10 protein-coding genes are annotated in these 12,393 nt (G+C 69.6%); 5 read left to right on the forward strand and 5 right to left on the reverse strand.

Annotation, left to right across the window (positions count from 1 at the left end; translation table 11 throughout):
* Positions 1-259: 259 nt before the first annotated feature.
* Complete coding sequence (locus IE278_RS31595) at positions 260-2,374, reverse strand: CocE/NonD family hydrolase (RefSeq protein ID WP_189777025.1); 2,115 nt, start codon at positions 2,372-2,374, stop codon at positions 260-262.
* Positions 2,375-2,384: 10 nt separating this feature from the next.
* Positions 2,385-3,908 carry a peptide MFS transporter gene (locus IE278_RS31600; RefSeq protein WP_373312130.1) on the reverse strand — a complete coding sequence of 508 codons (1,524 nt, stop codon included), beginning with the start codon at positions 3,906-3,908 and terminating at the stop codon, positions 2,385-2,387.
* Positions 3,909-4,241: 333 nt separating this feature from the next.
* Here IE278_RS31600 and IE278_RS31605 point away from each other — a divergent pair, with 333 nt between their 5' ends.
* From IE278_RS31605 to IE278_RS31625, 5 genes are all read left to right on the forward strand, one after another.
* Complete coding sequence (locus tag IE278_RS31605; RefSeq protein WP_189777027.1) at positions 4,242-5,252, forward strand: polyprenyl synthetase family protein; 1,011 nt, start codon at positions 4,242-4,244, stop codon at positions 5,250-5,252.
* Between the two features lie 173 nt (positions 5,253-5,425).
* On the forward strand, positions 5,426-6,466 hold the full coding sequence (locus IE278_RS31610; protein ID WP_189777030.1) for a CHRD domain-containing protein: 1,041 nt from the start codon (positions 5,426-5,428) through the stop codon (positions 6,464-6,466).
* Between the two features lie 321 nt (positions 6,467-6,787).
* Positions 6,788-8,065 (forward strand): LolA family protein, encoded by a 1,278-nt coding sequence (locus IE278_RS31615; RefSeq protein WP_189777032.1) that lies wholly within the window; start codon positions 6,788-6,790, stop codon positions 8,063-8,065.
* A 70-nt stretch (positions 8,066-8,135) separates the two neighbouring features.
* Positions 8,136-9,158: an ABC transporter ATP-binding protein gene (locus IE278_RS31620; RefSeq protein WP_189777034.1), complete on the forward strand. Its 1,023-nt coding sequence runs from the start codon at positions 8,136-8,138 to the stop codon at positions 9,156-9,158.
* Positions 9,145-10,059 (forward strand): ABC transporter permease, encoded by a 915-nt coding sequence (locus IE278_RS31625; RefSeq protein ID WP_189777036.1) that lies wholly within the window; start codon positions 9,145-9,147, stop codon positions 10,057-10,059. Before IE278_RS31620 ends, IE278_RS31625 begins: the two co-directional genes overlap by 14 nt.
* Positions 10,060-10,085: 26 nt before the next feature.
* Here the strand turns inward: IE278_RS31625 and IE278_RS31630 are convergent, their stop codons facing one another.
* The 3 genes from IE278_RS31630 to IE278_RS31640 form a co-directional block, all read right to left on the reverse strand.
* Complete coding sequence (locus IE278_RS31630; RefSeq protein WP_189777038.1) at positions 10,086-10,691, reverse strand: flavodoxin family protein; 606 nt, start codon at positions 10,689-10,691, stop codon at positions 10,086-10,088.
* A gap of 114 nt (positions 10,692-10,805) precedes the next feature.
* Positions 10,806-11,747, reverse strand: coding sequence for a M28 family metallopeptidase (locus IE278_RS31635; RefSeq protein WP_189777040.1), 942 nt, complete (start codon positions 11,745-11,747; stop codon positions 10,806-10,808).
* Positions 11,748-11,868: 121 nt separating this feature from the next.
* Positions 11,869-12,363, reverse strand: coding sequence for a VOC family protein (locus IE278_RS31640; RefSeq protein WP_189777042.1), 495 nt, complete (start codon positions 12,361-12,363; stop codon positions 11,869-11,871).
* Between the last annotated feature and the right edge of the window lie 30 nt (positions 12,364-12,393).

The raw sequence follows: 12,393 nt of genomic DNA on the forward strand, positions 1-12,393 counted from the left end.
GAACAAGCCCCGAATTCACACAGCGGCGGCCATGACCTGCCTTGTCGGGCGAATTTCCCTTGATCGAAACGGAAGGCAAAGTTCAACTTGCTTTCCGTGAAGGGAAGTCGGCGGACGCGACAAAACGATCACTTCGGACAGGCGTGACCCAATTCACTGGCGCGGATCGATAATGTCCATAAAAAAGGTGATACGCAATATTCTGTGGACGCCGCGTCCGGGCGGTGAGCGGCGGGGTGCGCGGGAAAGGCGTCCCGGCTCAACCCGCCGTGCGTGGAATCCGTTTCTCCCAGGTGCGGTGGAAGACCACTTCGTCGCCGTCCTTGCAGATCACTTCGTTCGAGGTGATGAAGTCCGTCTCGTCGCAGGTCATTTCGGAGTGGGTCTCGACGCTCGCGTCCCACGGCATTTCCGGCCGGTGCAGCCGGATGTACCAGTCGGACCGGGTGCGTGCCGACAACGGGTCGGACTCATTGATCGTGTACGTCTCCAGCGCGTCCTCGGTGAATTCGAGACCGTCCGGATAGACGCGGGTGCCGCCGTACCGCGGATCCACTTCGAGACGCCATTCCCCTTTGGCGACATCGCGGACCACGAGGCGTTCGGGGCGCGGTTCGTCCAGTGTGGCGGGGAAGTTCACGCCCAGCGGAGCCGACTGTTCCGGTTCCTCGAACGTGACGGCGGGGTCCGACTCCTGGGCGCGCAGCGGGAGTTCCAGGACGCTCCCCGACGGAGTGAGGGTGAAGCCCGCCTCCGAGCCCGGCTGGGGCCAGATCCACGGCCAGTACGCGGAGGAGACGGCGAGCCGGACGCGATGGCCCGGAGGGAAGGCGTGGCCGATGCCGTTCAGCTCGAAGAGCACATCCTCCGTAGAGCCCGGTTCCCAGAAAACCACCTGGTCACGGCCATGACGGGCTGTCAGGTTCAGGACGCCTCGGGTGACCAGGGTCGAGGAGCCGTCGGGCGCCACGTCGCACAGACGGGCCACTACTTGTCCACGTTCCGTCGGCGAGGTGAGCCTCAGGCGCACGCGCGGGCGGCCCAGGACCCAGATCTCCTCCGGGACCTCGAAGTCGAAGCACACCGACCGGCCGTCCTCCTCCCGCTGGTCCGGCGGCAGGTCGGCGTCGTTGCCGAAGGGGAAGAAACGGCCGGCGTCCAGCCCGGTGTGCTGGGGGGAGCGCACCAGCACGGGAGCGCCCTGGAGCGCGTACGGGACGTGGGCGACCAGCGGAGAGGGCCAGGCGGGGTCACCGACCCAGCGCCCGGGCAGTACCGGTTGGACCGTGGCGGGCGGGTGCGAGTCGCTGACGTACGAGCGCAGAAGCGGCTCGGACATCACTCCGGAGCCGGAGCCGGAGCCGGGGCCCGAGCCAGGGCCGGGGCCCGAGCCAGGGCCGGGGCCCGAGCCGGAGCCCGGGCCGAAGCCGGTGTCGGTCTCGCCTTCCGTTCCGGTTCCGGATTCGGAGTCGGTGTCCTTCAGCCAGTGGTCCCACCAGCGCAGCGTCTCCTGGAGGAAGCCGATCGCCGGTCCCGGTGGCAGCCCCCGGTCGGGGTACTGGTGCGACCAGGGCCCGATCAGACCCCGTACGCGGTCCGCCGGGAGGTGTTCCACGAGCCGCAGGACCGTGTCCCGGTACGGGTCGTGCCAGCCGCCGACCGCGAGCACGGCCGCCCGGATCGCCGAGTAGTCCTCGCACACGCTGCCGCGCCGCCACTGCTCGTCCCTCGTCTGGTGGGCGAGCCAGGTGTGCAGGAACGGATCGAGGGACTCCAGCCGTTGCACCCACAGGTCCCGCCAGGACTCGCCCACATACGCGGGATCGGGCGGGCGTGAGACGAACGCGAGCATGGTCGCCGCCCACGCGTGCATGTCGACGGCGAGCACGGAACCACCCATGTAGTGCACGTCGTTGTCGTAGCGGTCGTCCGACGAGCAGACCGTGACGACCGCCTTGAGCGGCTCGGGCGCGAGGGCCGCGATCTGGAGGGAGTTGAAGCCGCCCCAGGAGATGCCGAACATGCCGACCTTGCCGGAGCACCAGGGCTGGGCTGCGAGCCAGTCGACGACCTCGACCCCGTCGGCCAGCTCCGTCGCCGCGTACTCGTCGCCCGGCAGCCCCTCGGAGTTGCCGTGCCCGCGCACGTCCACGCGCACGGAGGCGTAGCCGTGGCCCGCGTACCAGGGGTGGCGCTGCCAGTCGCGCGGGGCGGTCCAGTCGGTCAGCCGGTACGGGAGGTATTCGAGCAGGGCCGGTACGGGTTCGTCGCCGAGCGGACGCCACACGCGCGCGTAGAGCTTGGTTCCGTCCGCGAGGGGAACGCGGATGTCCTCGTGAAACGTCTCGCAGGGGAAGGACGTACGGATGCGCATGGGTGTCACCTCAGTGGACGGGGTGCATCGTGCGGCGCAGCCAGGGCGCCGCGGCGATCACGAGCAGACCGGCGGCCACGGCGATCGCGCCGTTGACCCCGAAGTAGGCGGGCTTGGAGACGTCGTCGTAGAGCTTCACGGTCTGGGCCTGGATGCCGTTGGCGAGGGCCAGGGAGAGGAACCAGAGGGACATCGTCTGGCTGGCGAAGGCCTTAGGGGCGAGCTTCGTGGTGGCCGACATGCCGGAGGTCTCCAGGAGGATGTCGCCGAGCCCCAGCAGGAAGTACGAGCCGACGATCCACCAGACGGACATCAGGTGGTCGTCGCCGTCGTGGCCGGAGGTCGGCAGCACCATCAGCAGGAACGACAGGCCCCCGAGCACCACACCGAAGGCGATCTTGTTGGAGGCGTGCGGCTGCCTGTGCCCCATCCGCACCCACAGCGCGGCCACCACGGGGGCCAGCGCGACCTCGAAGGCGCCCAGGGCGGACGCGTACCAGCCGGCGGGGAAGTCGAAGCCCAGGATGGTGGTCTCGGCGTTCGACGCGGCCAGCAAGATCATCGTCGAGTACGCCTGGAAGAGGATGAAGTTGAAGACCGTGGACGCCAGGAACAGGACGATGTACGGGCGCAACCGGCCCCGTTCCTCGGGCGTCACCCGCGGACTCCTGAACATCACCGTGAAGTAGACGACCGGCGCGATCACCGAGATCAGGGTGAGCAGGTCCACGAAGCGGTCCATCGTCAGCACTCCGGAGAGGGCCAGCAGGACCGCGAGGGCCGCCGCCGCCAGGAGTCCCACGACGATCAGCCGGACCGCGCGGCGCATGGCGCGGGGCGGCAGCGCGAACTCGGCCGCCTGTCTACGCCCGGCCAGGTGACGGCGGCCCGCGACGTACTGGATCAGGCCGAGGGTCATGCCGACGGCCGCCGCGGAGAAACCCCAGTGCCAGCCCCGGTGGTCGCCCAGCCAGCCGGTGATCAGCGGGCCCGCGAAGGCGCCCGTGTTGATGGCCATGTAGTAGAGCGCGAAACCGGCGTCGCGGCGGTCGTCGTCGGTGCGGTAGAGCTTGCCGACCATGGTGGCGACGTTCGGCTTCAGCAGGCCCGTCCCCGCGCTGATCAGGCCGAGACCGGCCCAGGTGGCCGCCGCGGTGGGCACCGCCATCGCGTAGTGACCGCAGGCGATCAGGATCCCGCCCCACAGTACCGCCCGGTACGAGCCGAGGACCCGGTCGGCGAGCCAGCCGCCGGCCACCGAGACCAGATAGACCAGCGTTCCGTACGCGGCCGAGACGGAGGCGGCCGTTCCGGCGGACATGCCCATGCCTCCGTGGGCGACCGTGTCCGCGAAGTACAGGACGAGGATCGCCTGCATCCCCAGGAACGAGAAGCGTTCCCAGACCTCGAGGCCGGAGAGGGTGAGCAGGCCTCTGGGCTGGCCGAAGAAAGCGTGGTCGTCAGCCGGGCGCGGGGCCTCGCCCCCGGGCTCCGGATCGGGTGCGGAACCGGTTTCGATCGCGCTGTGGGCCAAGATCCACCACTTCCCGCACCACTTCCTGAAAATCAGGCCTTTTTCAGAGGTTTTCAGGAGGCATCAGTCAGTTATCGGTCATATCGACAGATCACGAACATACCTTCCGTGGTCCCGTACCGCCCGGCCTGGCCGAAGGGGCAAAAGGGATCAGCCGGAGGGTGTCCGGCAGGGTGGTGGCGGGTGACGGGCGGGCGCTCATCGTGATCGAAAGACGACCGGATACGCTGACTTGAGTGCCAGCAGCGACACATCGACAAACACCCACAGCACAGAGCACACCCAGAGCATCCAGAGACCGCCGTTGAGAGCGTCAGCAGACAGGAGACCCTCGTGACCGTCGTCGGGCCGTTCGGGCTGAGCGTGCGGGACCAGGCTCTCGAAGCCGATGTCCAGGCCGGATTGGCGGCTGTCGAGGAGGGACTGCTCGAAGCGACCAAGAGCGAGGTCCCGTTCATCACGGAAGCCGCGCAGCACCTCGTGCGCGCGGGCGGCAAGCGGTTCCGGCCGCTGCTCGTGATGCTCGCCGCCCAGTTCGGTGACCCGTACGCGCCGGGGATCGTGCCCTCGGCGGTCGTCGTCGAGCTGACCCACCTCGCCACGCTGTACCACGACGACGTGATGGACGAGGCGGACGTGCGCCGCGGGGTGCCCAGCGCCAACAGCCGCTGGGACAACTCGGTCGCGGTCCTCACCGGCGACTTCCTCTTCGCGCGCGCCTCGCACATCCTGGCCGATCTGGGCCCCGAGGCCGTACGCGTCCAGGCGGAGGCGTTCGAACGGCTGGTCACCGGCCAGATCCTGGAGACGGCCGGACCGCGCGACGGACGCGACCCGGTCGACCACTACATGGACGTGCTCGGCGGCAAGACCGGCTCCCTGATCGCCGTGGCCGGCCGGTTCGGCGCGATGATGTCGGGCGCCGACGAGACGGTCGTCGACGTGCTGACGCAGTACGGGGAGCGGCTCGGCGTGGCCTTCCAGCTCGCCGACGACGTGCTGGACATCGCGAGCGACTCGCGCGAGTCCGGCAAGACACCGGGCACCGATCTGCGTGAGGGCATCCCGACGATGCCTGTCCTGCGGCTGCGCGAGCGCGTCGAGCGGCTGGGACTCGCGGAGGACATCGCCCTCGCCGAACTGCTCGCGTCCGACCTGACGGACGACGCTCGGCACGCGGAGGCGCTCGCCAGGCTGCGCGTCCACCCCGCGCTCGACCAGGCCCGCCGCGACACCGTGCGGTACGCGGAGGACGCGCGCGCCACGCTGGCGCCGCTCCCGGAGTGCGACGCGAAGGCGGCTCTGGTGGAGCTGTGCGACGCCGTGGTGCACCGCGCGGGCTGACCTGCGCGTCTTTCCCCTGCCGCACGGCCTCCCCGGCGGCGACCCGGGCGATCCTTCCGGCGGTGTGACTCAGGTCACATACTTGGAATGAGTCCAGCCTGAGATCTGTTCCGTAATCCAGTGCAGAAGCTGACGCAGGGGGCGTCAGCGGAAGTACGGGGAGAAAAAGAATCATGGGGACGATCGTTACGTTCGCACAGCGCCGTAAGAGCCTCGTCATGACCGGTGTCGCGGTGGCCGCCGCGGCCGGGGTCGCCGCCGCCGTCATTCCCGCGGTCGCCGACAGCGGCGGCTCCGGAAAGGGTTCGGGGTCGAGCACGGGCGCGGAGCACTCAAGGCACTCGGGGCACGGCGAGGGATCCATCGGGGTACAGAGCGGCGCTCTCGTCGGCGGCAAGGGCGGCACCATCCTCGCCGCCAGCCTGAACGGCGCGAACGAGGTACCCGTCCAGGGCGGCCCCGCGGTAGGCGACAAGGACGGCGCGGCGCTGCAATTCGTCAGGGTCAAGGGCGACAAGGTGTCCGTCGCCGTCAAGTGGCGGGGCACCGGCAAGCCCGCCATGCTCCACATCCACGAGGGCGCCAAGGGGGTCAACGGCGGCGTGAAGGTCGACTTCACCGGGCTGCTGGACGACGCCCGGGGGCGCACGGTCACCGGCACGGTCAAGGTGAAGGACGCGGCCCTGCTCGGGAAGCTGAAGGCCGACCCGGGCAGTTTCTACGCCAACCTGCACACCGCCGAGTTCCCGGGCGGCGCGGTCCGCGGCCAGCTCCACAAGGTCACCACGGACTTCGACTTCCGGCACGCGCTGAACAACTTCCAGGCCTCCGTCATCAAGGGCAAGCAGATCTACGAGTGCAAGAAGTCGGCCGACGGCACCACGGCCTTCGCGCAGCGTGATGTGAGCGCCGTGCTGGGCGGTCCCATCGCCCACTCGTTCGTGAAGCCCAACTCGGGTACTCCGCAGTGGATCGCGGCCGACCGCAGCGCGGTGACCGGCGCGGTGATCTCCAAGACCCCGAACGGCGACCGGAACATCCCCGAACTGGACCTCAGGGCCACGCAGTCCGGCAAGCACCGGGGCCTGCTCGCGGGCACCGCGGAGATCCTGCGCCTGAACACCGTGGGCGGGGTGGCTCCGGCCGGCTCCTGCAAGGTGGGGGCGATCGTGGGGGTGCCGTACGGCGCGGACTACGTCTTCGTGAACCGGTAGGCGCGGAGCCGGGCCACACGGCCGGCGACGCCAGGCGACGGCGGACGGAGTCAGGCGAAGTCAGGTGAAGGGTTTCATCGCCCTTCGGCGAGTTACACGGACGGCGTCCTCCCCGTGCGACCCCTACGGGTCGGGGGAGGCGCCGTCCACCCATGTCATACCGCAGGTGTACACGGAGTTGGCTCCGAGGTCTGACGCTTTCGGCCGACCGATTTGGTCAGATGGGACACACCACTTCACAGCAGTTCGGGTGACAATGGCGGCCAGGGTGGACGAGTGCGTGGACGGTTAGCCGCCGCCGACAACGGAGGTAGGGCACACATGGCACCGTACGGATCCGACGACAGCACGACCGAGGACGAGGCGGACGACAGGGGCAGCCGACGGCAGAAGGCCGCGCGCTATGTCGTTCCCGTCGCGGTGGTGGGGGTGGCGGCGGCGACCATCGGGCTGGTCCCGGCGTTCGCGGGCTCCGGCGACCCCGACCTGCCGGACGTCAGCGCCCAGCAGCTCATCGAGAAGATCGCCGCTTCGGACGTACAGCAGCTGTCCGGCACGGTGAAGATCAGCACGGACCTCGGCCTGCCGAACCTCGGCGGCCTGGAGAGCAGCCTCGGCGGTGCCGCGAGCGGCGGGCGCGACGGCTCGGGCTCGTCCGCGGACCCGTCGTCCAAGCTGATGGAACTGGCGTCCGGTACGCACACACTGCGGGTCGCGTCCGACGGCGAGGACAAGCAGAAGCTGTCGCTCCTCGACAAGGCCGCCGAGTACAGCGTGATCCACAACGGCGACGAGGTGTGGGCGTACGACAGCGCGTCGAACGAGGCGTACCACATGAAGGACGCCTCCGACGCTTCTTCCGACTCCGCGGAGAAGGGGACGAAGGGCAGGTCGCAGGACGTGCCGGCCACGCCCAAGGAGCTGGCCGAGGAGGCGCTGAAGGCGTCGGACGACACGACGTCCGTGACCGTCGACGGTACGGCGCGCATCGCCGGGCGGGACGCCTACAAGCTGCTGATCAAGCCGAAGCAGTCCGGTTCGACGGTCGGCGCGATCTCCGTCGCCGTGGACGCGAAGACCGGTCTGCCGCTGAAGTTCACGCTCACCCCGGCGAGCGGCGGCGCGGCCGTCATCGACGCGGGCTTCACCAAGGTCGACTTCTCCAGGCCGGCCGCGTCCACCTTCGACTTCAGCCCGCCGAAGGGCGCGAAGGTCACCGAGGGCGACGAGCTGGAGTCCGACGGCCCGGCGGGCAAGGGTGACGCGCGCAAGGGGCACGTGGGCAAGGGGGACAAGGCACGTCCCGGGAGCGGCGAGGACCTGGGCAAGGAGTTCCAGGGCCTGAACGTGATAGGCGAGGGCTGGAGCTCCATCGCCCGGTTCGACACCGGCGGCGAGGGCCTGCCGTCGGAGAGCTCCGGCGGAGGCGACGCGGGCCGGTTCCTGGACTCGCTGGGCGACCAGGTGAGCGGCAAGTTCGGCTCGGGCACGGTCTTCTCGACCCGCCTGGTCAACGCGCTGATCACGGACGACGGCAAGGTCTACGCGGGCGCGGTCACCAAGGACGCGCTGGTGAAGGCGGCCAACGCCGCGAAGTAGGTCCCGTACGTGTACCGGTCGGCCCCCTGACGGCGGGGTTCCCCGAGGGCAAGGCGAAGTGAGGGAGTCGATGGCGGAACTGTCCACCGCGGACGGGGACACGACGGGCAACGGCGACACGACCGGCCGCCCGGCGGATACGGACGGCTCGTCGGGTACGGGCGACACCGTGATCGCCACCCGTGCGCTGACCAAGCGCTACCGCGGTGGACAGCTCGCCGTCGACGGCCTCGATCTGGCCGTCCCGGCGGGCAGCGTCTTCGGCTTCCTCGGACCGAACGGCTCCGGGAAGACGACCACCATCAGAATGCTGATGGGCCTGATCGAGCCGACCTCCGGCACGGCCCGCGTCCTGGGCCGGCCCATGCCGCGCGCCACGCGCACCGTGCTGCCGCACGTGGGCGCGCTCATCGAGGGCCCCGCCCTCTACGGCTTCCTCTCCGGCCGCGACAACCTCCTGCGGTACGACTCCGCCGACCCGTCCGCCGACCCGCGCACCCGGCGCACCCGCGTGGCCACGGCGCTCGACCGGGTCGGGCTGACCGCGGCCGCGGGCAAGAAGGCGAAGGCGTACTCGCTGGGGATGAAGCAGCGGCTCGGGCTCGCGGCCGCGCTGCTGCAGCCCAGGAAGCTGCTCGTGCTGGACGAGCCCACCAACGGACTCGACCCGCAGGGCATGCGGGAGATCCGCGCCCTGGTCCGTGAGCTGGCCTCGGACGGCACGACCGTGTTCCTCTCCTCGCATCTGCTCGACGAGATCGAGCAGGTCTGTACCCACGCAGCCGTGATGGCACAGGGCCGGCTGATCACCCAGGGGCCGGTGGCCGAGCTGGCGGCGGGCGCGCGCAGCCGGCTCGTCGTGACCACACCCGACCCGGGCGAGGCCGCCCGGGTGCTGAAGGAACAGGGACTGAGCGACGTCGTGGTCGCCGAGGACCGGGTGAGCGCCGATCCACCGGACCGCGACCTCGCCGAGGTGAACGCGGCACTGGTCACGGCGGGCGTCCGTGTCCGAGGCTTCGGGATCGAGCGGGCCTCGCTGGAGGACGCGTTCGTGGCGCTCACGGGGGAGGGTTTCGATGTCGCGGGCTGAGGCCGCCGAGCCGTCGGCGGCGCAGGCGGCCCCGGAAAGAGCCGCCGCCGGACGGACGCCGAGCCCCCTGTGGACTCTCGGGCTGCTGGGCAACGAACTGAGAACCACGCTCCGCCGCTGGCGGACGATCGCCCTGCTCGGGGTGCTCGCCGCGGTGCCGGTACTGGTCGGCATCGCGGTCAAGATCGAGACGAGCGACGGGTCGTCCGCCGGAGGCGGCGGGGGAGAGGGGCCCGCGTTCATCGCGCAGATCACCAACAACGGACTGTTCCTGGTGTTCACCGCGCTGGCCGCGACCCTGCCGTTCTTCCTGCCGATGGCGGTCGGCGTCATCGCGGGTGACGCGATAGCGGGCGAGGCCAACGCCGGGACGCTGCGTTATCTGCTGGTCGCGCCGGCGGGGCGTACGCGCCTGCTGATCACCAAGTACGCGACCACGCTGGCCTTCTGTGTCATCGCCACCCTCGTCGTGGCGACCTCGGCGCTCGTCGTCGGCGCGCTCCTGTTCCCGCTGGGCGAGCTGACGACGATCTCCGGCACGCGCATCAGTTTCGGCGAGGGGCTGGGCCGGGCGCTGCTGATCGCGCTGATCGTGGCCGCGTCACTGATCGGGGTCGCGGCGCTGGGGCTGTTCGTCTCGACCCTCACGAACAGCGGGATCGCGGCGATGGCGACGACCGTCGGTCTGCTCATCACCGTGCAGATCCTCGACCAGATCCCCCAACTGCACGCGATACAGCCGTACATCTTCTCGCACTACTGGCTGTCCTTCGCCGACCTCATGCGCGACCCCGTCTACTGGGACGACCTGATACGCAACCTCGAACTGCAGGCGCTGTACGCGGCGGTGTTCGGCGCGGCGGCCTGGGCGCGCTTCACGGCGAAGGACATCACGGCGTAGCGAGGACCACGGCCCCCGGAACCCGCTCAGCTCTCGTAGGCGACGTCATAGGGGGCGTCGTAGGGGAAGCGGGCGAGCGGGGGCTCCTGGGCGAAGAACGTCTTGGCGGCGGCCAGCGCGCCTGAGTCGTTCAGTACGTCTCCGGGCTTGCTGCCGTTGCCGAGGAGGACGCCGCCGAAGCGCATCCCCAGGTAGGCGGCCGAGTTGTTGAGGGTGCCGATGAGAGGAGCGGCGACCTCTTGCTCCTCGTGCGCGAGAGCGGTGACGCCCCACATGGTGCGTCCGGCCATCGTCCTCTTGAAATCGAGGCCCGGCGTGCGCAGCCAGCCCGACCAGTGGTCGAGGTAGCGCTTGGTGGACGCGGACACGGAGTACCAGTACAGCGGTGAGGCGATGACGAGGTCCGTCGCCGCGAGCGTCGCGTCGAGAAGCGTCGCCGTGTGGTCACCGGACGGCCGGACATGGTCGCTGTCGTGGCGCAGGTCCTCGAAGTCGGGCAGGGGGTGCTCGGCCAGATCGATCCAGCGCCGGGTGACATCGGCGGGCAGCTGCTCGGCGGCCTTGCGGGCCAGCAGCTCCGTATTGCCGTTGTCGCGGCTGCTGCCCAGAAGGAAGAGGAAGTGGCGGGTCATGAGGGCTCCGTCATGTAGGGCGTCCGACGACTACACGCACATGCACTAACACGCGTATGCAGTATATGCACATGCATGCAGTCGTCGGCCACCCCGAAACGGGCCGGTCCGCCGTTACTCCGACAGCTCCCACACCGCGTACGCGAGGGCGTCGCTGTTGCGGTTCAGGGCGGTGTCGTTGATGTTCGCCGTCGTGTCGCACGAGGAGTGGTAGCAGCGGTCGAACGCCACGCCCGCCGTGCCGCCCCACTTGGTCACCTGCGCCGCGGTCTTGCGGGTGCTGGCGCCGGTGAAGAGGCCGCCGACGGGGATGCCCGCGCTCTTGAAGTACGCGTGGTCCGAGCGGCCGTCACCCTCGGTCTCGATCTCGGTCGCGACGCCGAGACCGGTGAAGTAGTCCTTGAAGGTCTTCTCGATGGCCGGGTCGTCGTCGTAGACGAAGTAGCCGGGGTTCGGCGACCCGATCATGTCGAAGTTCAGATAACCGCTGATCTTCGCGCGGTTGGCGGTGGTGAGGCTGTTGACGTAGTAGCGCGAGCCGACCATGCCCAGCTCCTCGGCACCCCACCAGGCGAACCGCAGATGCTTCGTGGGCTGGTACTGCGCCCGGGACACGGCGAGCGCGGCCTCCAGGACGGCTGCCGAACCGGAGGCGTTGTCGTTGATGCCGGGCCCCGAGGAGACGCTGTCGAGGTGGGAGCCCGACATGACGACCTGGTTGGTGTCGCCGCCGGGCCAGTCGGCGATCAGGTTGTAGCCGGTGCTGCCGGAGGAGGTGAACTGCTGGATGACCGTGGTGAACCCGGCCGCGTCCAGCTTGGCCTTCACGTAGTCGAGGGAGGCCTTGTAGCCGGCGCGGCCGTGGGCGCGGTTGCCGCCGTTGGCGGTGGCTATGGACTGCAACTGGGTGAGATGGGCCTTGACGTTGGCCACGGGTATGTCCGGTGCGGCGGCCACGCGTGCGGGCGCGGCGTCGGCTATCGCGCTCGTCGTGAGCAACGCGGCGATCGCCATGGCGGCGGCACCCGTGGCGCGTCCGGGAACGGAGAGCTTCATGTGGGGGGCTCCGAATTCCTTTGGATTCCTTGGATTCCTTGCGGAAATGGGTGCCTGATGGTGAAGCTGAGGTTGACGTTCCGTCAAGAGCGCAATCCGGTCAGCCGCGTTCGCATAGCGGTCAGTGGAGGCAGAACTCGTTGCCCTCCGGGTCCGCCATCACCACCCACTCGCCCGAGGGTTCCTTCACCTCGCGGACGACCGTCGCCCCGAGCCCGGTCAGTCGCGCGACCTCCGCCTCCCGCTTCCCGCCCTCGGTGTGCAGGTCGATGTGCAGGCGGTTCTTCACGGTCTTCGGCTCCGGTACGCGCTGGAACAGCAGCCGCCGTCCGAGCCCCACCCCGGTCTCCTCCTCGTACGGGTCCTGCGGATGCCGTACGCCGGTCGCGTCCCGCCAGGCGCGGCGGCCGTGCGACTCGACGACGAGCTCGGGAGGTGCGGCGCCGACACTCAGCAGGCGCTCGATCAGCGAACTGTGGTCCTCGACCACATAGTTGAGCGCGGCGCCCCAGAAATCCGCCTGCGCGTGCGGGTCGGCGGTGTCGACGACGAGTTTCCAGTGCAGGGGTGCGGGCTCGGGGGTGGGCGCGGACTGAGGTGCGGAGGGGTGTGTCATGGTAACCACTTATAGTGGTTACGTGAGCGC

This window comes from Streptomyces tauricus (genome assembly GCF_014650955.1).
GTDB lineage: Bacteria > Actinomycetota > Actinomycetes > Streptomycetales > Streptomycetaceae > Streptomyces > Streptomyces tauricus.

What these genes read in the sequence shown, in the direction of transcription:
- IE278_RS31595 (WP_189777025.1), bottom strand. Translation starts at nt 2,374, where the DNA reads ATGCGCATCCGTACGTCCTTCCCCTGCGAGACGTTTCACGAGGACATC.
- IE278_RS31610 (WP_189777030.1), top strand. Translation starts at nt 5,426, where the DNA reads ATGGGGACGATCGTTACGTTCGCACAGCGCCGTAAGAGCCTCGTCATG.
- IE278_RS31615 (WP_189777032.1), top strand. Translation starts at nt 6,788, where the DNA reads ATGGCACCGTACGGATCCGACGACAGCACGACCGAGGACGAGGCGGAC.
- IE278_RS31620 (WP_189777034.1), top strand. Translation starts at nt 8,136, where the DNA reads ATGGCGGAACTGTCCACCGCGGACGGGGACACGACGGGCAACGGCGAC.
- IE278_RS31625 (WP_189777036.1), top strand. Translation starts at nt 9,145, where the DNA reads ATGTCGCGGGCTGAGGCCGCCGAGCCGTCGGCGGCGCAGGCGGCCCCG.
- IE278_RS31630 (WP_189777038.1), bottom strand. Translation starts at nt 10,691, where the DNA reads ATGACCCGCCACTTCCTCTTCCTTCTGGGCAGCAGCCGCGACAACGGC.
- IE278_RS31635 (WP_189777040.1), bottom strand. Translation starts at nt 11,747, where the DNA reads ATGAAGCTCTCCGTTCCCGGACGCGCCACGGGTGCCGCCGCCATGGCG.
- IE278_RS31640 (WP_189777042.1), bottom strand. Translation starts at nt 12,363, where the DNA reads ATGACACACCCCTCCGCACCTCAGTCCGCGCCCACCCCCGAGCCCGCA.